20 protein-coding genes are annotated in these 22184 nt (G+C 44.7%); 14 read left to right on the top strand and 6 right to left on the bottom strand.

Features of this window, described 5'->3' with window-relative positions; genetic code table 11:
* The first annotated feature begins 68 nt into the window (after nucleotides 1-68).
* The 3 genes from QUA53_RS01360 (at nucleotide 69) to QUA53_RS01350 (ending at nucleotide 2790) form a co-directional block, all read left to right on the top strand.
* The gene (locus tag QUA53_RS01360; RefSeq protein WP_333094469.1) at nucleotides 69-941 is read left to right on the top strand and encodes a ParA family protein; all 873 of its coding nucleotides are present in this window, start codon (nucleotides 69-71) and stop codon (nucleotides 939-941) included.
* The gene (locus QUA53_RS01355) at nucleotides 938-1384 is read left to right on the top strand and encodes a hypothetical protein (protein ID WP_333094468.1); all 447 of its coding nucleotides are present in this window, start codon (nucleotides 938-940) and stop codon (nucleotides 1382-1384) included. Before QUA53_RS01360 ends, QUA53_RS01355 begins: the two co-directional genes overlap by 4 nt.
* A 137-nt stretch (nucleotides 1385-1521) precedes the next feature.
* The gene (locus QUA53_RS01350) at nucleotides 1522-2790 is read left to right on the top strand and encodes a DPP IV N-terminal domain-containing protein (protein WP_333094467.1); all 1269 of its coding nucleotides are present in this window, start codon (nucleotides 1522-1524) and stop codon (nucleotides 2788-2790) included.
* Nucleotides 2791-2931: 141 nt separating this feature from the next.
* On the opposite strand, the gene hpsL is transcribed toward QUA53_RS01350, so the two are convergent.
* Nucleotides 2932-4596: a hormogonium polysaccharide biosynthesis protein HpsL gene (gene hpsL, locus QUA53_RS01345; protein ID WP_333094466.1), complete on the bottom strand. Its 1665-nt coding sequence runs from the start codon at nucleotides 4594-4596 to the stop codon at nucleotides 2932-2934.
* Between the two features lie 528 nt (nucleotides 4597-5124).
* Between hpsL and QUA53_RS01340 the strand changes: the two genes are divergently transcribed.
* Nucleotides 5125-5808, top strand: coding sequence for an alpha/beta hydrolase (locus QUA53_RS01340; protein ID WP_333094465.1), 684 nt, complete (start codon nucleotides 5125-5127; stop codon nucleotides 5806-5808).
* A 143-nt stretch (nucleotides 5809-5951) separates the two neighbouring features.
* Here the strand turns inward: QUA53_RS01340 and QUA53_RS01335 are convergent, their stop codons facing one another.
* The 3 genes from QUA53_RS01335 to QUA53_RS01325 all read right to left on the bottom strand — a co-directional run bounded on the left by QUA53_RS01335 (nucleotide 5952) and on the right by QUA53_RS01325 (nucleotide 10017).
* Complete coding sequence (locus QUA53_RS01335; protein WP_190737145.1) at nucleotides 5952-6848, bottom strand: succinate--CoA ligase subunit alpha; 897 nt, start codon at nucleotides 6846-6848, stop codon at nucleotides 5952-5954.
* Between the two features lie 83 nt (nucleotides 6849-6931).
* Nucleotides 6932-8161 carry a succinate--CoA ligase subunit beta gene (locus QUA53_RS01330; protein ID WP_333094463.1) on the bottom strand — a complete coding sequence of 410 codons (1230 nt, stop codon included), beginning with the start codon at nucleotides 8159-8161 and terminating at the stop codon, nucleotides 6932-6934.
* 338 nt (nucleotides 8162-8499) lie between these two features.
* The gene (locus QUA53_RS01325; protein ID WP_333094462.1) at nucleotides 8500-10017 is read right to left on the bottom strand and encodes a glycosyltransferase family 2 protein; all 1518 of its coding nucleotides are present in this window, start codon (nucleotides 10015-10017) and stop codon (nucleotides 8500-8502) included.
* A 246-nt stretch (nucleotides 10018-10263) separates the two neighbouring features.
* On the opposite strand from QUA53_RS01325, the gene ebsA reads away from it, so the two are divergent.
* The 10 genes from ebsA to QUA53_RS01275 all read left to right on the top strand — a co-directional run bounded on the left by ebsA (nucleotide 10264) and on the right by QUA53_RS01275 (nucleotide 19497).
* Nucleotides 10264-10638 (top strand): type IV pilus biogenesis protein EbsA, encoded by a 375-nt coding sequence (gene ebsA, locus QUA53_RS01320; protein WP_006634686.1) that lies wholly within the window; start codon nucleotides 10264-10266, stop codon nucleotides 10636-10638.
* A 640-nt stretch (nucleotides 10639-11278) separates the two neighbouring features.
* On the top strand, nucleotides 11279-11425 hold the full coding sequence (locus QUA53_RS01315) for a hypothetical protein (RefSeq protein WP_333094460.1): 147 nt from the start codon (nucleotides 11279-11281) through the stop codon (nucleotides 11423-11425).
* A 488-nt stretch (nucleotides 11426-11913) separates the two neighbouring features.
* A complete protein-coding gene (locus QUA53_RS01310; RefSeq protein ID WP_333067827.1) occupies nucleotides 11914-13011 on the top strand; it encodes a phosphotransacetylase family protein in 1098 nt (365 codons plus the stop codon).
* A gap of 276 nt (nucleotides 13012-13287) precedes the next feature.
* Nucleotides 13288-13791 carry a hypothetical protein gene (locus QUA53_RS01305; RefSeq protein ID WP_039887610.1) on the top strand — a complete coding sequence of 168 codons (504 nt, stop codon included), beginning with the start codon at nucleotides 13288-13290 and terminating at the stop codon, nucleotides 13789-13791.
* A 15-nt stretch (nucleotides 13792-13806) separates the two neighbouring features.
* The gene (locus tag QUA53_RS01300; RefSeq protein WP_333094617.1) at nucleotides 13807-14223 is read left to right on the top strand and encodes an MAPEG family protein; all 417 of its coding nucleotides are present in this window, start codon (nucleotides 13807-13809) and stop codon (nucleotides 14221-14223) included.
* Nucleotides 14224-14360: 137 nt separating this feature from the next.
* On the top strand, nucleotides 14361-14852 hold the full coding sequence (locus QUA53_RS01295; protein WP_333074574.1) for a YajQ family cyclic di-GMP-binding protein: 492 nt from the start codon (nucleotides 14361-14363) through the stop codon (nucleotides 14850-14852).
* A gap of 238 nt (nucleotides 14853-15090) precedes the next feature.
* Complete coding sequence (locus tag QUA53_RS01290; RefSeq protein ID WP_333094459.1) at nucleotides 15091-15285, top strand: hypothetical protein; 195 nt, start codon at nucleotides 15091-15093, stop codon at nucleotides 15283-15285.
* Nucleotides 15286-15482: 197 nt separating this feature from the next.
* Nucleotides 15483-15635 carry a hypothetical protein gene (locus QUA53_RS01285; protein WP_333094458.1) on the top strand — a complete coding sequence of 51 codons (153 nt, stop codon included), beginning with the start codon at nucleotides 15483-15485 and terminating at the stop codon, nucleotides 15633-15635.
* 42 nt (nucleotides 15636-15677) lie between these two features.
* Nucleotides 15678-18137 (top strand): MASE1 domain-containing protein, encoded by a 2460-nt coding sequence (locus tag QUA53_RS01280; RefSeq protein ID WP_333094457.1) that lies wholly within the window; start codon nucleotides 15678-15680, stop codon nucleotides 18135-18137.
* A complete protein-coding gene (locus QUA53_RS01275) occupies nucleotides 18127-19497 on the top strand; it encodes a diguanylate cyclase domain-containing protein (RefSeq protein WP_333094456.1) in 1371 nt (456 codons plus the stop codon). Before QUA53_RS01280 ends, QUA53_RS01275 begins: the two co-directional genes overlap by 11 nt.
* Before the next feature lie 306 nt (nucleotides 19498-19803).
* Here the strand turns inward: QUA53_RS01275 and QUA53_RS01270 are convergent, their stop codons facing one another.
* Together QUA53_RS01270 and QUA53_RS01265 are read right to left on the bottom strand one after the other, a co-directional pair.
* On the bottom strand, nucleotides 19804-21468 hold the full coding sequence (locus QUA53_RS01270; RefSeq protein WP_333094455.1) for a mucoidy inhibitor MuiA family protein: 1665 nt from the start codon (nucleotides 21466-21468) through the stop codon (nucleotides 19804-19806).
* Between the two features lie 63 nt (nucleotides 21469-21531).
* A complete protein-coding gene (locus QUA53_RS01265; RefSeq protein ID WP_333094454.1) occupies nucleotides 21532-22131 on the bottom strand; it encodes a Uma2 family endonuclease in 600 nt (199 codons plus the stop codon).
* Nucleotides 22132-22184 lie beyond the last annotated feature (53 nt).

Raw genomic sequence — 22184 nt, 5'->3', positions numbered from 1 at the left:
AGCAAACGCTAATTGGGCGATCGTTATGTTTTAATAAAAAATTGAGCAAAATCCAAAGAAAGCCAGCCATGAGTCCTAAATCAATAGCCGTAATCAACTTCAAAGGCGGTGTCGGAAAGACTACCGTCACTTGGAGTCTAGGAAATATTATATCCCAAGGAACCGACTTAGAAGTCTTGATGTTAGACTTAGATCCGCAAATGTCGCTCACAGAGGCGATCGGACTTAACGAAAATACAGGTCATTTAGATGACAAATTTGGTAAGTGGTACGAAAAATCTCTCAAGCATAGACTCACAATTTACGACGCTCTAGAAGTCTTTAAAAAAGCCGGACAGAATTTTAAATTTCCCGTTGGTTTCGACACCATTTATCAGATAGACGAACAGTTACATTTTATCCCTTCAGTTGAAGAATTGTATTGGTTGGATATCGATGGATTTGAGGGGAAAAGTGTTAAAGACTTCATCCGCAGATTCATCGGTAAAATCGCCAACTCTGCCAATCTCCCCAAATACGACTTGATGCTTTTTGACTGTTCGCCTTCCTTCAGTCTCCTCACCTACAGCGTACTCTCTTGCTGTGACTTAATATTAATTCCCGTCAATCCCGATTATTTTGGTTCTAGGGGATTGAGTTTAGTTTTAAACTCGCTCCAGAAACGGATTGAGCCTTATCCGTTTCCCAAGATAGCAGTCTTTATGAATAAAGCTAAAACCTATGGAGGATTGCTGACAAATGAAGTTCAGTTTTACATGAGAGAAGTAAAGAGACTTTGCGATGAGATATCAAAAGATAATAACATAGAAGTTAGATTTTTAGAATCGACGATTCGCGAAAGCGTCGGGCTAAAACGGGCGATTAATGAGGGAGAACTGCCGCGAGAATTAGTTAGAGAATTTGAAAAACTATGGCGCGAGTGTGAGGAGTATCTGAAATGAGTAAAAAAGAAATTTTGGCTGCTTCCGAACAAGAAAGCGGGGGGTTAGTTGAGGAAATTGGCGAACTTAAGGAAATCTTGCGGGACGTTGCTCGAAAATTAACCCGGCTTGAGACTCAAGTCAAGCGGGGAGTGATTTCTGCTGGCTCAAAAACTTCGGATATTCCCAGGGGTGCTGATGTTAATAAACCTGTTAATTTATCGGCTAGAAATGTTCTAGAAGTTTATGAAGAACTGCGTTTACAAGCTAAGAATGGTAATGAAGAAGAGGTGAGGCAAAAGTTGTTGGCCATGAGTGCAACTGACTTGAACTTGATGTGTTGCGAGTTAGGGATGCCACCCAGCAGCAAGAATCCGTCCCGCAAAAAAATGTTCGAGCTAATTATTGGCAGAATTAAACAGAGTTTGAGGCTGTCGCGGCATATAGACAGACAAACACTTTGAATCGGCCAAACAGCGAATTGGGCATCGGTAATAGCTTGGAGTTAGAATTTGCCAGATCCCCGCAGGACTTTAAGAAGTGGGAGATATGACGACTGAAGACTGTGAAAATTTAAAAGTAAGGAGATGATATTGACAAAATGCTTTTGAATAAATTATTGCGACTTAGTTCGATCGCCTTTATCTCCCTAACACTCTTAATCAGCTTGTTTTTGAGCCTTCAAAGCCCTCCGACAACCGCAGGCCAAAAACCAAGCCGACTGGCGTTTGTGGCTCTCCAGATGCGCGGCAGCGAGTTTAGAACAAGTTTATTTGGGGTCAATGCTGACGGTTCCTCCCGCCGCGAACTTGCTCCAAACATAGATGTTAGCTATACCCTAGTTTGGTCGCCCAACGGTCAGCGACTGGCTTTCGTGAGTGGCGATACCGACATTTATACAGTCAATGCTGACGGTTCTCGACTAACTAAACAGTTTGCTGGGGATGCTTGCAAAGCAGCTAATTTTGAAATAGCTTGGTTTTCCAACAGCCAGAAATTTATTTTTGCCCGTTCTTGCGACGGTTTTACCTCTGATACTCCCGGCAGTCAATCACTTTATATAAGCGACACTTCTGGCATCCAAGGAACTAAATTAGTTCGGGAATTGGAAGTAGGAGGAGAGCCGCCTCAAACGGAAATTTCATCGGAATTTTACCTTTCGCCAGACGGTCAGCAGGTAGCATTTGTCAAGGATAAAAATATCTACAAAATGAATGCCGACGGTTCGGGAATGACCAAACTAACTAAAAGTCCCGGCGAATATATATCTGGCGGCAGTCAACTTGTTTGGTCGCCCGATCGCACAAAAATTGCTTTCCTGTTCGGCGCTTATCCGAAACAGCAAATTTACACAATTAATGCCGATGGAACCAACCTCAAAAATTTGACAAATAACCCGCAACATGAGGTTTACAACGTCAAACTATTTTGGTCGCCCGACAGCAGCCGCATTGCTTACTATTACAATAAACCCGGCGATTCAACAGGCGAACAGCAAGATATCTACCTGCTCGACATTAACCGGGGGACAGCCAAAAACCTCACCCAAAAACCCAGAAACTACGACGAACTTTCCTGGTCGCCGGATGGCAAATTTATTGCTTTCGTCGCTGGAGAGTTCAACAATCAAAAACTCTACACAATCAATGCTGAGGGGAACCAGCTAAATCAACTAGCTACCCGGCTAAAACCGTCGGGAATTTCTGAATTAGCTTGGTCTACTGACAGCCAGCAAATTGCTTTTATATTTAACGAAATCTCAGTAGACAAAAGCAACTTGTATGTAATTAATCGGGACGGTTCTGCCTTGACTAAATTGACAAATGGCCAGGATTTGAATGCTAGCCATCCGGTTTGGCAACCGCAGTAAAGTTAAGAGCCACAATATGCTGTAGGGGTGGGTTTTAGCACAGATAAATCCAGAAGGGCGGGCTATCTTTGCACCGCCTTGGAGCGAAAGCGGGTTACTGAACAAGAAAGAATCCACCAAACTCAACACTCAAAATTATTCTCAAATTGGGGAAGATGCAATAATTTTTTTCTCCTTTAATGGCTGGTGAACTTGCAATTCATTAGACTCAACTTCCTGGTGTTTTTCATCCTGCACCTGTTTATCAATTTTGGGCAACTTTAAAATCGCCCCAGCTAAAACCCAATAATACACGGACACGGGATCTACATCCAGCGGATAGTATTGAGTATTGATCGTAATAAATCCAACAAACACCCAAAAACTAGCTCCGTAACTCCGCAAACTTTTGTCCTTGACAGAGCGGTAAGCTCTAAAAGTTAAAAAAGCTAAGTGTAAAAGCATGATCTGAAAACTAATCATTCCCGGATAACCGAGTTCGTAGATCAACTTAGGTTGAAAAGTTTCAATTAACTGCGTGGTACCAAATATTCGCGTTGAATTAGTCGCTCGTCCCACACCTCTACCGAAAGGTTTGTCAATGATAAAATTATTGCTCTGCTCGAACTGATTAAAGAGAAACTGCTGGGGCGGTGCAGCATTCCAGCGGTTAACAAAACTCTCCCACCGCTGCTCGATAATTCCCGGGTTAATAGCTGCACCGACAAACAGCAGAATCGCCAGTCCTGCACCGATGGGAATAAATCGTTTGAAATTAACTAATTGACCGGTGAGAACTAGCAGGATTGCTGTCGCAACGGGAACCATAACTAAAGCAGCTCTTTGACCGGAAATAACTGCATTGGCAAATATTAATGCCATGCCAAATAAACCGATAACTCGCCACCAGAATGAAGGGTCGCAAAAGGCAGAGGCAAAGGTTAAAAAAGCATTAGAAATTAAAAACCACGCCCACTGCCAAGGCGCGACAAAGGTTCCCGGCAAGCGGACAAACTTGACTTCGGGACTGAACACCAAAGAACCGCCGACAAAACATCTAGCTTCCAGGGTTGCTTTGTATAATTCTGCTCCGGTCATTCCTCTGGTTCCCGCACACTTTCCACTTTGCAGCAACAGGTACTGAATCAAACCGAGAAGGCAGCAAACGATCGCCAAAACGATGTGCATTCGACTAAAAAATACCAAATCCTTCTTAGTGCGGAGCAGATAATAGGTACAAGCAATCAGCGGTATGTAACCCATCAATACTTTTAAGCCGAGAATTCCTTGCAGAATTGGCTTGTCGCCCTTCATAGGGTTGAGCTGCATCTCCCCGTTGACAAAAATTAAAGTCAGCATTGCCATCATCAACAGGATGCTGAAGGTAGAAAGCATTTGTTTGGGAATGAACAGGGGCAACTGTTTCTTTTTACAGCTTTGAATTAGGGCGATGAGAGCTGGTATGTAGAAAGCATCTTTGGCTACTTGAAATGCAGCATTCCCGCCACCAATTGCATAAGTAATTGTACCGCTGAAAGGCAGGTAAATTAGAAAAGTCCACAAAGCTTGGCGGGGATATTTGTAGGAAAGCAGCAAGATGCCTGCGGCTGTGCCTCCTGCAATAGCAATCTTAGGGCCGGCTACGAACAACAGGGGGATGCTGAGAGCAACGGTGACTAAGCAGCTTATGGCGATCGCCTGCACCAATTCATTGCGCTTTTCTGAAATTTTGCGTTTTTGTGCAGCTACTTCTTTTTTGCTGAGCGCTCTTGTTTTTTCGCTGTGCTTGTGTTTGGATTTCTTGGATTTGCGCTTGGTTTTCAGCATATAGTAGAAGGAAGTTCGGCAACGAGCAATGTACGGGATGTAACGGATGTAACGGATGTCAGTCTGATGGAAGAGGGAAGTTCGGCAACGGATTCTATAACGGATGTAACGGATGTGAGTCCGATGTCCGTCGGAAGAAGGAAGAAGGAGGGAAGAAGGAAGAGGGATTTAGTTGCCTAAGAGAGAAAGAATAAGCAATCGAACCCTTATGTTTGTGCAATTAAGAAGTCCTCCCCGTCAGGGCGGTTCCTATAATTTTTATAAGGCACTTATGTAGAAGGCGGAAGACACTCTGATATAGAAGGCAGGAAATTTAGAAGGTAGAAGGCAGAAGGAATAGAAGCGAAAAGATTTCGGCAGATGTGGTTACTTATTTTTAAAGTCAAGATCGAGAAAAAGTCTCGGTCGAGATTGTCGGTGTGACGCGGGCACAAATTACACTGGCGACCTTGTAGAATATAACTGCTGCATCTATAATGTACAAAAATGTACAAATCTAGAAAAAATAATTTTAATGTAGCGGTGAATATGAAATTAACAAAATTTGTATCGATCGGCATTGCCCTAGTTTTAGGAGCAAGCGGGAGCATATTATCTAGCAGCAGTACAGCATTAGGGGCCGAAAAAGTTGTCCTCACATTTGGCCCGATCAGACAAGGCATCAATATCAGCGACTTAGAAGACTTTGCTAAAAACGGCACGACGACGCCAACCCTCCAACAAATTATCCGGTTCTCCAAAATGGACGCGCAAATGCTGCGGGGGTTCATGGGTTTAGAAATTGGTTTAAAGCCTGCTAATCTGGCGAGGGTGGTTTACAGCACCCCAGGAGAAAAAATCACTGACGATATCGGTCAAGCAATTCGGACTCAGCGCCGCACAGAAAGCGGGAAAGCTTTGCGGGCAGCGGTGATCCTGGCATCCGGGGACGACGGTAAGGTATCGCTGCTAGAAATCCTGAAAAAGTATCCTCTCAACGAGGTTTACGTAGATGTTGCCAGCCTTCGCACCGCTATTGGCAAAGTTCAGACTATAGCTGGAACTCTGCGAAGCCTGCTTCAAGATGTGACGAGATCGACAACTCGCACCGAAACTCCGATCGAACCTCGCCGCAGCGTGCAGCCAACAACTCCGCCTCCAGCGCCGCGCCCCACGGCCCCCTTGCCAGCACCGGCACCGCAGCCTGTGACGCCGGTCCGAGGGCTTTGGTGAAAAAATCATAAATGTGTCCTAGGGGCGGGTTGAAGTGGCTGTTGTGGCATTCTGCCGACACTTTTGAGACCAAACCCGCCCCCGCCCTATCCCTATCCCAACCCCCAAGAGGGTTAGGACTTTTGTGAAAACTCCCAAAGCAATCAATTTTTCTTGAGCAATTTTTTGAGCAACTTAGGAATCTCTGAAGGTCGAGCCGCCACAGGTATGTCCGCCTCTTCAAAGGCAGCCATTTTGTTTGGGGCCGTAACTCCAAAGGCTTTCTGGGCAGCCGCCCGAGAACTGATCAGGATGCCGGCGTGGCCCAAAGACGGCCCCTTGGGAGCGTAGCGGCCGGCTAGATAAGCAACCACGGGTTTGTCGATCGCCGAGGCGATGTAAGAAGCAGCAGCTTGTTCGCTCCACCCGCCAACTTCCCCCACCAAAACCATCGCTTCGGTACTGTCGTCTTCGTCCAAAATTTGCAGCCACTGCATAAAAGAAGAACCGACAATCGCGTCGCAGCCAATACAAACCGCCATCGACTGTCCCAAGCCAGCCTCCGTCAGTTCTAGGGCAACTTCGTAAGTCAAAGTGCTGCTGCGGCTGATCACTCCTACCGGGCCGGGAGTGTAAAATTCCTTGGGGTGAGTTCCCAGCAGGAGTTTGTCGGGTACAATAATCCCCGGACTGTTGGGCCCGATTACCAAAGTTTCGGTGGCTTCTGCTTTTCTGACTAAGTGCACCATATCCAGAGGAGGCACTCCCCCAGTAACGATCGCGATTTGCCGAATTCCTCCGGCGATCGCTTCTAAAGCAGCATCCAGCACCGAGTAAGCGTCTACCAAAATTACCGCAGTGTCAACGTGACCCACTGCCGCCACTGCTTGTTCTACCAAATCAAAAATCGGAATTCCCTCCACTTCCAGCCCCCCCCGACCGGGACTGACACCGGCGACTACATTCGTGCCGTATGCTTTCATCATCAGGGCGGCGCGGGTGGACGCGGGAGATTCTGTAATGCCCTGTACTAGGACTTTGCTTTCAGGAGTTAAATTCATTTTTTCCCACTTGACACTCGATCTGTAAAAAGCAGAAGGCCTTCATCTGTACAGAAATCTCGTTTTTTGCCGATCGACTGCCGCTACTTGGCGGAGGATACAGAAGCTGCCGCAGCCTCATCCAAAGTGCTAGCTAGCTGCACCGGCAACTGTCCCAAACGCTTTTTAACAGCATCAGCATCGATCTCTACCAGCCGGAGCACAACTTGGATGTGGCGGTTAGCGCGAGCTTTCCGTTCCAAATAGCCGGCTACTGCAGCGATTATTTCCTCCGTCTTGGAGGCGCTGCCCAAAATATTTACAAGTATCACCTTAACGCTTTTATCCTGAGCGACTAACTCCAGACCCAACTCCGCGCGATCGCGCAGGGCATTTGCTGCATCGTAGCGGTCTAGGGAACCAATATTCACGAAATTAGCTGGTTTTCCTCCTTGGTGGGTTACAGCATCTAGAGTTGCCATTGTCAGGCCCACTCCGTTGCACAAAACCGCGATATTCCCGTCTAGTTCGATTAATTGCAGGGATTCGGAATTGGAGATTGGGGATTTAGATTTGGGGTCAAACTCCGGCTGCTGCTGAACCTTCGAGTAGGAATGGGAGCGATCGCTAGGGGCATGGAGACTTCTCCTTTCCCGTGCCAACCCGCTGCTTTGCCTCTTTCCCGATAGTGCCGCCAAATCTGGATGTCGCCCCAAGGCATCGTCGTTGGCGGTCACTTTACCGTCTAAAGCCATTACCTCTCCCGTCGGACTGATGCCGAGAGGATTGATTTCTACTAAATCTAAATCTTTTTCGACAAACAGCCGGTACATTTTTTCGACAATAGTGCTCACCGATTGAATCAAGTCTCCCTGCAATCCCATTTTCAGCGTGAGACGCCTCGCGTAGAAGGGGGAAAATTCTTGATCTACGGCAACTTGCTGCATTTGCTCGATCGACCGTTCGACATCCATACCTCCTTGTCTCGAACCCAGAAGCACCGGGCGGCGGGCTACGGGGTCTAGGAGTACCGCTAAGTACAATTCTTGGTCTGCGTTGTACTTTGCTTCTGCCAGCAGGACTTGGGGATATTCATCCTCGATCGGCAAATTAAAAATTGTTTGAGCGGCTGCTACTGCATCGATCGTATTTTCTACAAACTTGATACCGCCCGCCCTGCCCCGTCCCCCAGCCCGCACTTGCGATTTGAGTACAACGGGGTAAGGAATTTTCAGTCCTTTGAGGTCGGCGGGATTGTCAATCCGCTGCGACGGCAAAATCGGTATTGCCATCTGTCGAAATAAAGATTTAGCTTGGTACTCTAACAAATCCATTTATCAATTACGGGTGACGGGTAGTTGGCAACAAGCAATTCGTCCTAATTGGCAATTCATAATTAATAGATAGTAATTGGTTTTTTGTCAAGTTAAAAGTTAAAAATTCTCGCTTTTATCTTTTAATTTTAGACTTTGGTATTGCCGATTACTTATTCGCTATTACCGCTCGCCGATTACCTATTACCTAAGCTGTTTCAAAGTGTTTTTTTCTCGGAATTTCCAAATTTTACTCTTAGGCTCTGGCGGGGAGATATTTGGCGAGCGTTGGTGTTTTTTTGTCTCAGAAAATCTTCGGACGTTCGGCGATACTGTGCCGAGATATTTCTGCGAATTGTTTACTTGATGCTATTAACAGCGCCTTGATGGACGGTTTTGACCCATTTAAGCCGTTTGGGCCGTACCGCAATCCGAGCCGTCACAGTCCCTACCAGCAGCCAGTGGAACATATACACAGTACCCCGCAGCGTTTGCAGCAAGGTGACAAAAACTCTTTTAACGTCAAATTTGGTCTCTTTGCGAGTGCGGCGCAAACCGACAAACATTCCCACCACCGACAATGTAAGGGTCATAAAAGTTATGGGACTGGCGATCGGCATCCGGCGCAGCGCAATTGACATCACAAAGTCGGGTAGGGCTACTGTAGGTAAGAAATATTGAGATACCCAAAATCCAAATAAATCCCAAGTTTTCCCAGTTCCCATGCGGTTCCGCAAAATTAGCCGCCAGTAGTCAAGATAACGCTGATAGCCGCCTTCTGCCCAGCGATTGCGCTGATGCCACAGAGCGCGAGCGTTAGTGACTCCTTCTTCTGACACGGCTGGGAAAGCGAGAAATTCAATGTCCCATCGGTTTAGGTGCAGCCTCACCGTCAAATCCAGGTCGTCGGTAATCGTCTCCTCGTTCCAGCCTCCGCAGCTTTCCAAGGCGGTGCGGCGCATGAATTGGCCGTTACCGCGCAATTCTCCAATGCCGCCGATCGCAATACGCTGCTGCTGGAAAAAACTGTCGAGAGCCATTTCTGCTTCTTGGCCACGAGTCCACAAATTTACCGAAGCATTGGCGATGGCTTTTCTGACTTGCACAGCCCCTACCTTTTCTGCATGGAACACTGGCAGCACCCGGCGCAGCAAATCCGGCGTTACCGTCGCGTCGGCGTCAAATATTCCGACAAATTCCCCGCGAGTCAGCGGTAACACTTGATTCAGGGCTCCCGACTTGCCGCCGCTGGCATTTGCTCCTCTGCGAAATACTTTGAGCTGGGGGTACTTTTTGGTTAGCTGTTCCAATACTAGCGGCGTGGCGTCGCTGCTGTGATCGTCGATCGCCCAAACTTCGTAGCGGTCGATCGGATAATCTACATTGCAGATGGATTCTACGAATCGGGCAATCACCGCTTCCTCATTTTTCGCTGCTACCAGCAGCGACACATAAGGCCACTCCTCTCGACTTTCATCGGCAAGAGGCTGCAGTGCGGGCTTGGGCGAAGCAAACAAAACTCGAAATGCTTGCATCCACAGCAGTCCCGTCAACCCCCACACTACCCACGCACCCCAAGAAATCAAGTGCAGGGCGATCGTGCCGGCCCAAATCGCAGTCAGCACTGCGGCGGCTTTTCCGCGGCGTCCCCGGTACAGATTTTGAGGAAAGGAGGGAGTTCCCGGCACAGACACCGCAACCGGGAGTTCTGCTTTTGTTTCCGCGTCAAACACCCTGTCGCCAATGTCTGGTATAGCAAATACTTTGCTGAGCTTCGAGTGCGAGGTCAAACTCTTGAGCTCTTCTTGAGCTAAATCAGAGATGTCCAAGTTAAGCTCGCTGCGAGCGTCGTTTTCTGGCCAAGAACTCTCCTGCATAGGTTACTTGATTCAACCACCAATAGTTTTTGATTTTAGATATAAGCATCTACTGTATCAGTTTCTGGGCTTTTGTCGAAAGCGGACGGGAGGACAACCAGCGGGTTCGGTGCTTGTACGGCCCTGGTAAACGGGTACTGCATAGAGTATTTAGCTTGACTTTTGCTTGCGATCGACCAGGAATATCTGTTAGTTTTTTCTGGGGATCTAAACTATCTGTTAGTAATAATTGTCTGAGGTGGAAATATGTCTATTCCTCAACTCAAGCCAGCCGATGACAAAGAAGTGAAAGTCTACGCGCCTTTCTGTCAAGAGCCCAGGCGCAAGTTTTTACCGCACGCTATTGGCCTCTACAAGCTCAAAAGCTTGGAGGGGGCAAGAAAAATTGACGGCGGGGAGAGCGTGCCGTTTGTCGCTAGTTGGAATATCTCGTCGCTGCCGATCGACTTAACCCGCTGTCGGGTGTTGTTTGACGGCAATGCTGAACTTAGCTACGAAGTGACTATGCAAAGCTCTGAGTTTGTTAGTTGCTTAATTGAGGTACTCCTGACTTTTCAGCGAACTCGTACTGTCGATTTTTCTAAAACGTTTTACCGCAAGCTGATGCGAATGGATGAATAACTTTCACCGCAGCCGCACTCCCGAAAGTCCGCAATTGACAATCAAGCAATTTAATCCGGGGTCCCCGGATTGATTTGTGGATCGAAAAAAAAGCTCCGAATCCCGATCGCCAGCCCCCGGATTTATCAGTGGGATTGCTGTCTTCAATCTAAAATCTAAAATCTAAAATCTAAAATCGATTGACGGGCGCTATAACTGACGCACCAATAGTGTAAAGCCACGACGGCAACATTACATGATTGGTGCGCCAGCCCTATTTGAGAAGCGGAAATAGTAAGTGAGTTGTTTGATCATTCTCAATAATCCCTTTGGGGGTCAGCACTTATCCCCATTCCTAAAGTAAATCTACTGAAGTTTTCTGTTGAGCGTGATACAAATTTCGCGTATGGACTCAGGCAAAGCCTGAGTCCATACCTGTATTTCATCCAATTGAAAACTGCTGTATTTGTTGTGGGACAAGCGCAAAAGCCTATTTCGGATATTGGTGCTGTGCGAGTACGCGCGAGCGAAGCTATCGCCGCGAGGCGAATCGCGCCGTCCGATTTCGTTCAAATTTTTCGACTCGGTAGCTGAGAGGAAAGGGCTGTAGATCCCCCCAAGGAAAATCAATCTACAGCCCTTGAACTGCGAGTGGGATAGTATGGCAATCAGCCTTTGGGCTGCCGAAATGCCAGCAGACACCGCCCGACAATTTATGTGTTTAGATGCTAGAAGTCCGAGCATAACAAGCTTATTGCTCGCATTGCCAGATATCAGTTTGAACGGGGGCGAGCGCACTAATAATTAATAACTAATAATATTTATCCATTTTTAATTATATGCAAAACTGATTAGGCAAGCACCGTAATTTCTTCCTAGACACTTTTCTATTTAGCAAGTAAAAATTTTTCTAAACCTTATAAATAGGGTGTTAGGTAAGATCTATCATCCATTTTTACCTTGTTGTTTTTATTTTTATTTTATATATTTTTTGTGGTCTGACACGGGCAATAATAAGGCATAAAAACCTTACAGTTAAACCTGTTTTTACATAAATTAGGATCGATAAATACTTATTAAAAACGGCTGGTAAAACAAACAATTCAAAAACTCCTTTCCCAAAATCAAGTAAAAAGAATGGGCAGAAAAAGGCGGCGAATATGTGAATAATAATTTTCCGTAAGAAAACAAGCTGCCCAAAAGCGACAAAATCGAGTATAATAGTATTGCCAAATTGAGTCGCAGTTCACAAATACTGTAGAAAAAACTAAATTTATTGAAATAGACAGGTGCAAATTGAGGATTGAAGGCGTACCCAAATTGACTAAATATTTGCTGATCGGTTCCACAAAAGCTTACAGCGGCAAGTCTGCCATAGCCTTGGGGATGGCACTCGGACTCCGGGAAAAAGGACTGGCCATCGCCTACGGCAAACCTCTGGGAACCTGTTTCAGCTCCGAGGGAGCTGGGATCGAGGACGAAGATGTACGGTTCGCGGTAGAGACGCTGAAGCTCTCAGAAAGTCAGATGCCGTCAACACTGCTGTATTTGGATGAAGAGACGGTTCACAAGCGTTTGCGGAGAGAAGACAAGACAGATTACCGCCAGTCTTTAGCGCAATATTTGCAAGCTCCCAGCGGAGACTTGGTGCTGTTAGAAGGCCCAGCTAATTTGGAGGAAGGCAGTCTATTTGACTTGTCTTTGGCTCAAGTCGCTGAGGCAGTTGATGCTTCTGTGCTGTTGGTAGCCCGCCCGATCGATCTTTATATAGACGATTTGCTGTCGGCTAAACAGCGTTTGGGTTCGCGGTTGCTGGGAGTGGTACTTAATGACGTTCCCTCGGACAAACTCGAATCGGTAACGGCGACTGTGCGGCCTTTTCTGGAGGCTGCGGGTATTCCAGTTTTGGGAATGCTGCCGAGAAGTGCTTTGCTGCGGAGTGTCAGCGTCAAAGAATTGGTGCACCAATTGAAAGCTGACGTGCTGTGCCGTCGAGACCGTTTGGATTTGATGGTGGAAACCTTGACAATTGGTGCAATGAATGTTAGTTCGGCTCTGAAGTATTTCCGCAAAGCGAGAAATATGGCGGTGGTGACGGGGGGCGATCGCACCGACATTCAGCTAGCGGCTCTGGAGAGCTCGACTCAGTGCTTAATTTTGACAGGCCACTTGCCTCCTTCTCCCCTAGTGATTGGCAGGGCAGAAGAAATGGAAATTCCGGTTTTGTCTGTTGATTTGGATACCTTAACCACGGTAGAAATTATCGACAGCACCTTTGGCAGCGTGCGCCTGCACGAACCGATCAAGGTGGAATGCGTTACTCAGCTAATGGCAGAACATTTTGACCTTGATGGCATGATGGCATCCTTGGGCCTGAGCGATCGAGTCCATTAATAACAGAGCCGGAGCTGAGGGAAGAAGGTATTCGGCAGAGAACTTTTTGTTTAAATAAATAAAAAGCCAAAATTCTTAAATTCTCAATTTTTCTTGAATTCTACCTTGAGCTCCGGCTGCCGAATGTCTTCAGACATTCTGCCTTCGGGCTTCCTCAAATCTCCAGATCCTCTAGTCTGAACCCGTAAATCAGCAATTCTTAACTTCTTTTTGGCGGCAATGGCTAGTGAGTCTGCTAAAATCCACAACGTAGTTTTATTTAATTTAATAAATTCTTTGAGTCAATCAATTGAGCTACCCAGAGTAGATGATTTTTTACAAGAACTTGCGGCGATCCAGCAAACCAGCTCCAAGCGGATTGCTCTTTTGGGTTCTCGCCACGTTCCTATTACCCACCAGCAGCTAATTGAGATGCTGAGCTACGCCATAGTTCTGGGAGGCAATCAGCTCATCACTTCTGGCGCTACAGGCACCAATTCAGCCGCAATTCGGGGGGCAATGCGAGCAGATCCTAATCTGCTGACAGTGATTTTGCCACAAAGTATGAGTCGCCAGCCTCGGGAGTCTCGCGACCAACTCGAACAAGTGATACATTTGGTAGAAAATCCCAAAAATGATAGCTTGTCTCTCCCGGAAGCAAGCGCCATGTGCAATCAGGAGATTATTTCTCGCTGCCAGCAACTGATATGTTTTGCTTTTCACGAAAGCCACACTTTGCTGAAAACTTGCCAGGATGCGGAGGAACAGCGCAAGGTAGTTACTCTGTTCTATTTTGATTGAACTGCGAGGCGGATGATGCTGTTGGGATTACCTGTGTCGGTTATTCTGCTTGATTGTATAGCTGCTGCTGCTGCGCTGGTTTACGCACCGTTTTTGGTGGTTGCGTTCGCCCGCTTGCAGCTAGGCTACGACCAAGCAGCCCCCCGCGCTATGTTTGATAAGTTGCCGGCTTACGCTCAGCGGGCAACTTGGGCTCACCAAAATTCGTTTGAGACGTTTATGCTGTTTTCAGCGGCGGCTTTGATGGCTTTTGTGACGGGGGTAGATTCGGAACCGACGGGTTGGGCTGCGATCGCTTTTACGATCGCCCGGTTGTTGTTTTCGGTTTTCTATATTCTGAATGTGCCGCTGGGGCGATCGCTCATGTTTGCGATTAGTTCTTCTTGCACAGCTACTTTATTCTATTTCAGTTTAATGGCTGTTAATGGTTAATTGTTATTAGTCAGTGGTCATTAGTCATTAGTCATTAGTTAAGAGACGCTTAATTAATGACTAATTACCAACTATCAACTATCAATTACCCATTACCAACTACCAATTACCCATTACCCATTACCAATTACTAATTTATGGCTGCTAGTTATTCTTTTGATATTGTCAGCGAGTTCGATCGGCAAGAATTAGTTAACGCTGTTGACCAAACTGTGCGGGAAATTCAAAGCCGCTACGACTTGAAAGATACCAAAACTACCGTGGAATTGGGTGCAGAATCAATTACTGTCAATACGGACAGCGAATTTACTCTCGACGCAATTCACACTGTTTTGCAAACTAAAGCCGCCAAGCGCAATTTATCTTTGAAAATTTTTGATTACGGCAAAGTTGAACCTGCTAGTGGCAGTCGCGTGCGTCAAGAAATTAAACTAAAAAAAGGAATTAGTCAGGAAATAGCGAAACAGATTACTAAATTGATTCGCGATGAATTTAAGAAGATTCAAGGTTCGATTCAAGGAGATGCAGTGCGGGTGTCTGCTAAGGATAAGGATGATTTGCAGTTGGTGATTCAACGCTTGAAGCAAGAAGATTATCCGGTGGCTTTGCAGTTTACAAATTACAGGTAAATTTTTGAAAGCTAAGTATGGGATTCCCAGTTGTGCGATCGCCTCTTTGAGTGCGATAGAAACTGCGTTGCGCTTGCTGGGATTCGGAAATCTTGCTTTGTTGCAAGCTCATGCTGACTAGATATTTGCACCAAATCAACTTGTATATCGCTTTGGAAATAGACTTCAGTACAATCTGTTTTCTCAACGGTCTGAACAAATCGATTCAGCCAAGCCTGAAGCTACTATCAGAATTTTGATGACAGGAGATTCGCTGTTCAATGGGAATAATACCACGGATTCAGATACAAACTATTACATAATTGTTGGCAGCGCGTTTGTTGGGCATCAAAAAGCAGGTTCAGGTGCTGAATTCTTCGGCAGGTTTTTGGGGAGTTGGCAATCAATTGGGATATACAGCAGCAAGTTGATAGATGACAGTAGCAGCATTTAGTAAACCAGTTTTTTAGATGTTGAGGATTTATTAAGTAGGTCGGCGGGATTAAACTGAACTATGCAACTGTATGTAAACAGGGTCTCCTAGTGCTGCTTTCTTGGCATTTTGATACTTGACGATCGTTTACATAGTTGCGTTTTACAGCACCGACCTAGTTAAGGCCCCATTAATGGATGATAAGCTTATCAAAAGCTGTGTTTGAAGCAAACACAGAAAAAATGATGAAAGTAATTCAGGAAATTCCTGAAACAGAACTATTTTTAATCAAAAGCCTGACTAAATTAGCACCTCAATTTCAATTTGAGCAAATTCTTGATTTAAGAGAAGCTTTAATGGTTCACAATTGAGATTGTACAGTTTTTGTAGAGCAAGTTGATACCTAAAAAAAGATGGCAAAAAAACATTTTATTAACCTCTTAAAGGGTCTCGGTTTAGAAATAAAAAATCCCCACTGGTGGCTGCAAGTTCTGATTATTTCCATTGTTTATCCTTTGATTTGTTGGTTTCTCATGAATAATCATAAAATATCCAGTGTTACGTTTATTCCACCATATATTTCACCCGTTTGGCCCGGAACAGGATGGATGTTCGCCACTTTATTGGAGTGGGGTTATTCTCGTTGGTTAGGTATCTTTATGGGTCAATTTATTGCGACCTTAATAATGTGGCCCATATCCCCAAGTTTATTATTGAGTGCTGTCTTCAATACTATTAGTGTAACGATTTGGAATTTATTGGCAGTATTTGTGATGCGACGGTCAACTCGCACAAAATTTCCTTTTAATGAAGTCAATCATGTAGTAATTTTTATCGCCGTTAGTTTTTTAGGAGTTAGTTTACCCAATGCTTTGATCGGGACTTGTTCATTGACTTATCAGAAAATTTTTCCCCATTCTGACTTTCTAAAAACTTTCACTGGTTGGTGGATTGGTGATAGTATAGGTATCTTACTTTTTACACCTTTCTTATTAATTTGTTGTTTAAAAAAACAGAAGTTTTATGCCCCGCAGTCTTGGCATAGTGGAGAATTTATGATTATTGCTATTCTTTTGGGAATAGTCATTAAATTTGCCTTATTTGAGAGTCAACCTGTAGAATATTTACTTTTACCCCCTCTCTTATGGTCTGTTTTTCGTTTTAGTCAGAAAGTTACTACTATTTTAGTCACCGCCATTTGTAGTATGGCTTTTATCACTACGGCTTATCAAATTGGTATTTTTTATAAGGCGGCATTGGCTCGTAATTCCCTTTTATTACTACTTTTATTTGTGGGGGTACTTTCCATTACAACGATGGTGACATCTGCGATTGTTTCGGAAAATCGTCAAGCGGCTTTGAAATTACAACAAGCTAACGCGGAATTAGAAGAAAGAGTGATTCAGCGTACTATGGCTTTGCAGGAAAGTGAGAAGATTTCCCGAGAGTTGGCAGTGAAAGCAGAAACCGCTAATCAAGCCAAAAGTACCTTTATTGCCAATATGAGCCATGAATTGCGATCGCCCCTCAATGCTATTCTCGGTTTTTCGCAATTGATGGTACGCGCCACAAATATGCCCCCTGAACAATACGAGAATGCCGGAATTATCTATCGCAGTGGTGATTATCTATTAACGCTAATTAATAATGTACTCGATTTATCAAAAATCGAAGCAGGTAAAACCACCCTTAATCTTGCAGACTTTGACCTACATATCTTGCTGAATGATTTAGAAGATATGTTGCATCTGCGGGCTAATAATGCCGGATTGAATTTGGTATTCCAGCGAACAGAAAATGTTCCGCGCTATATCTGTACAGATCAAGTAAAACTGCGTCAGGTTTTAATTAATTTACTCAGCAATGCCATCAAATTTACTTCCGAGGGTCAAATCACTTTGAATGTCTTTCTGGGAGAACAAGAAACCACAGATGTTTTTAATTTGCATTTCCGTATTCGCGATACTGGGGTGGGTATTGCAGCAGCAGAACTGCCAAAACTATTTGATGCCTTTAGTCAAGCTCAAGCTGGAAAAGATATGCAGGAAGGAACGGGTTTAGGTTTAGCAATTAGCCGGAAATTTGTGCAATTGATGGGTGGCGATATTTCTGTAGAAAGCGAATTAGGAAAAGGTACAATTTTCCAATTGTATATTCAGACTAAATTGGGTCAAGAAACAAACAGCAAGAGTACAGAAGAATATCCAAGAGTGCTGGGACTGGTGCCCGGTCAACTTAGCTACAAAATTCTGACAGTCGATGATAAATCTATTAATCGACAATTACTAATTAAGTTGTTGAGTCCCTTGGGATTTGAGGTGAAAGAAGCTAGTAACGGACAAGAGGCGATCGCCATTTGGGATGAATGGGAACCGCACCTAATCTGGATGGATATGAGGATGCCAGTTATGGATGGCTACGAAGCGACAAAATACATTAAATCTACCACTAAAGGCAATGCTACGGCTGTAATCGCGTTAACGGCGAGTGTGTTGGAAGAAGAAAAGGCGATCGTGCTTTCGGCTGGATGTGATGACTTTGTGCGCAAACCCTTCGTTGAACACACCATTTTTGACGCACTAACTAAGCATTTGGGAGTCAAATATATCTATGCAGAAACAAGATCCCCTGTCTTGGATGATACAGAAATACGTCCCTTGACATTGGAAGATTTAACCTGTATGACTCAAGAATGGATTACTCAATTATACGAAGCTGCACTGGAGGCAAATACTAACCTCGTGTTACAAGTCGTAGGAGAAATTCCCAAAACTGAAACTCGTTTGATAAAATCCCTTACAAAACTTGCCAGTCAATTTAAGTTTGAGCAGATTCTTGATTTAGTAGAACCCCGGAGTGGCAATGAATCTTAATTCTCAAATCGAAAATAAAGGTAATATTCTAATTGTAGACGATATTCTAGAAAATCTACAATTACTAAGCGATGCGCTCCTCAAACTAGGCTACACTGTTCGCAGCGTTACCAGTGGGCGGATGGCACTGAAAACGGTGAAGGTAAAGCGACCAGATGTGATTCTTTTAGATGTTAAGATGCCTGAAATGGATGGTTATCAAGTCTGTAGAACTCTCAAAGCGGATGCAGATTTTAGCCACATTCCAGTAATTTTCATTAGTGCTTTAGATGATGTCTTCGACAAAGTAACCGCCTTTGATTCAGGGGCTATAGACTACATCACCAAACCATTTCAAATCGAAGAAGTAGTGGCGCGTCTGGAAAATCAGTTAATCATTCAACGCCAGCAACAGCTTCTGGAACAAGAAAATATTAAGCGCCGGGAAGCAGAAGAGATACTTTATCAATCGAGGGCTTTACTGGCTAGTGTTTTGAATAGTTCCCTTGATGGTATTGCGGCAATGCAGGCTGTTCGTAACGCCGAAACAGGCGAGATTAAGGATTTTCGGTGTTTAGTCGTCAACCCCCAGATTTCTAGATCTTTTAACAGTAGGCATGAAGAGATGATTGGCAAATTGGTACTAAAAAATTTTTTGAATAATATTGATCCAAAACTATTTAATTGCTTCGTTAATATTGTCGAGACGGGGGAATCTTTAGAACAGGATTTTTACTATGAATCAGAAAAATCTTGCTGGTTTCACTTCGTAGCAGTCAAGCTAGGAGATGGTTTTTCCGTTACTATCCGTGATATTACCGCCCGCAAACAAATAGAATTGGCTCTCCAAGATGCCAATCAAAAATTAAAAGAACTGGCCAATCTAGATGGTTTGACTCATGTGGCTAACCGTCGGTGTTTCAACAATCGCCTTCAAAGTGAATGGCAACGCCTAGCGCCAGAAAAGCAGCCACTTTCTCTAATTTTATTTGACGTTGATAAATTCAAATCCTACAACGACTACTACGGTCATCTGGCTGGGGATGATTGCTTAATTAGAATAGGGCAAACATTACAAAAAGTAGTCCGTTGTCCCACCGATTTAGCAGCGCGTTACGGTGGAGAAGAATTTGTGGTACTTCTGGCGAATACGGATTTAAAAGGAGGGATTAAGGTGGCACAAAACATTCAGCAAGGAATTCACGATCTGGCGATTCCCCATGCAGAGTCTGACGTGAAGGAGATCGTTACAGTCAGTTTGGGTATTGCCTCACTCATACCCACCTTGGAAGTTCCACCAGATACACTGGTAGCCTATGCAGACAAAGCTTTGTACGATGCTAAACAACAGGGGCGCGATCGCTGGAGTACAAGTTGTTGAAAAATCGGGGCGTTTTTTTGAGGAAGGGGGAATTATACCGTTAGACAAGATTTTTCGCCAGTTGTAATTCATCCTGGTTTTTTGTTGATAGTCAGATCGTCAAATTTTTGATAAGTAATACCAATTGGAAATAGTCTTGCTACAATTACCAATTTTATACAAATTATCTTTGATTTGCACAACCCCCCGCCGGACACGGCAGTGCCGTTTCCCTACATACGATTGCCTATAATTTCTATATAGCAATATTTTTAAGAAGTGGTATAATCTGTAGCTGGCGTTACAGATTAAGAGTGTAAATCCTAATTAAATATCTAAACCTGTGACTGCTAAATCGGGAGGATGTTCGACAACAAACTGGTAATATAACTCTTGCTTTGCTTGCGGCGGCAGAGACATTATCCATTCTAGTAGTCCCATTTCACCTGCTACTATCTTCGGATTAGTGAGAGTCAACCGCACTTTAATTTGTTCATTGCGGCTGACTGGCAATTGCTCTTGTAGTGTCAGGTGTACCTGGACCTGCCGCAGGTTAGTCACACTCAAACGATAGGCGTAACTCGTACGCCTCTGCTGACCGATCAGTTTTTTATCTACTTGTCTTTCCACTAATTCTCGCTCTATTTTTAGCCCTTCATCTATTCCTAAATTCAGTTTAAATTCTTCACCAGACGAAACATTATCCAATTTGACGGTACCAACAAAAGTGTTGTCCCGAAAGATATTTGCTTTACCGGGCAGAAGAGTTGCACCTGTCAGCGGATTCACAACAACTGCTTGTAAATAGGCAAAACTGACTAATCGCGGGACGGCTATATATTCAGGTTTAAACGGATAATTTTCGCTAAAAATCGTCACTTTGTGGGGTGTACCGTCGCTGGGAATCTTGGTATTTCCCCCTACTTGAAATGAGACGGTGCCGCCTTCTCTAGATACTTTTGCTGTCGCGGTTTGAGCCGCTATGGATTCGGGTGTGGCAGCAGCACCGTCCCCAGCCATCATTGCAAATTGTGCCTCGCTTTCCATCTCTAATTCCATATAGTCTCTTTCCATTTCTGCTTCCGCAGTCGGTCGGGTGGGTTTCATCAAAAGTTGTCGGGAGCGAGCTGATTTTGGGTGAAAAATATCGATAAACCAGGGTTCGAGTTGTGGTGGCAAAGTTCCCATTCCCGGTTTTGCTGTGGATAAAGTCAGCGCTACTCCAGCCCAATCTTCGCCTGTATTTTGATTGACTTCGGCTAGGTAATTGAGATTGATTTGGTTGTTGGTAGTGTTGACTCGCAAGTCGTAAAGGGGAGTCCAGCGGGCTCCCATGACTACATAGGAAACTTCTAGTTCAAAATTGCCGGTGCCACTGGATTCTATGGCAACAATGATGTTAAAACTTTGCTGAGAATGGGGAGTTTGTACTTGCCGCAACTGCAGCAGCAAAGCTTCTATTTGCTTGTCTAATTCGCGCTGTTGTTTTTCGTGTTGGGCGATCGCACTTACATATTTTACGTAATTAGTTCCTAAAAAGTTGAGCAATTCGCCAGTTTCGTTTAAACCTACCTGCTGTTTGGCGATGCTGCTGGAAAAGAAACCGACGCTTTTTTCGCTCAAACCTTCCACAAATTTGAGCTGAATTTTTCGGGCGGTTATTTTGTCGTTAATTCCACGTCTTTGGGTTTGTAATTCCTGAATTTGTTGGGTTAATTCGGCAGTGCGATCGCCCACTGGTTCGCTGCTAAACACTGTTTCGGTTCGCACTCCCAGCAATCGCACTGCAACTGTACCCGCACCCGTGGCCCTGACTGACTCTGTTTCGAGGGTTGCGGGAACAGAGGCGATCGCCAATTCTCGCTCGTTTCCCGTCAGAGATACCGTACCGCGGCGCGTCACCAAAGCGCGATCGGTGTAAACTGTAACTTCGGATATGCTAGTATTTAGTGTTTTAATGGTATCAGAATTAAGTATTTCTGAGTCAGTCATTGCCAGTTGCTCCTATTTAATAACCGTTTAGTCGATCGAGCTATTTCAAAAGTAGTTTATTGATCAATTTTCCCGATCGCCCATTCCTCTAGCAAACTCCTCAAGCGCATCCAAAGGTGAAGCAAACAAAATGCAGCGTTTAAGCAAAGACAAGTCTAACTCAGGCAGCACTTCGCTGCTAGTAATGCGATCGTAACCTTCCTCTCGTAGATGGTAAAGCTCTAGAGTGCCATCTTCCCAAAACCAGACTTCCGGGACTCCCATCAGTCGGTATTTCTGAAGTTTAATCGGACTACCGCTAGTGAGAACTACCTCAATACACAGATCGGGAACATCCTTATCTGTTCCGAAACAATAAGACAAATCTGCTTGATACTCCACTTTCCCCTCAACAATTTGACTGTAACTGTTGCTGGGAAAAAATTGTATTCTATTAAATTGAAAAAAATTTATCAGTAGCGCTGCAATCAGACATCGAGTTGCCTCGTGAGGTTTACTGATTCCCACAATTTCTATAACTCCATCACAATAAAATAAGCATATATTCCCCACGTCTTCAAAGCCAGCTTGAATAGCTTTGAATTGATGCCATGTCACACCGCGCCAAGTGAAACGTTGTTCGACTGCGGGAGAAGTGGTTTGATTGTCTACAGTTTGAAGCATGATTGTTTTATTGATGTTCAAAATGGTAGCGCGCGGGAGTGGGCGGGTTTACG

Source organism: Microcoleus sp. Pol12B3, from assembly GCF_036701355.1.
Classification (GTDB): Bacteria; Cyanobacteriota; Cyanobacteriia; order Cyanobacteriales; family Microcoleaceae; genus Microcoleus.
This window is presented reverse-complemented; position numbering and strand designations above follow the sequence as displayed.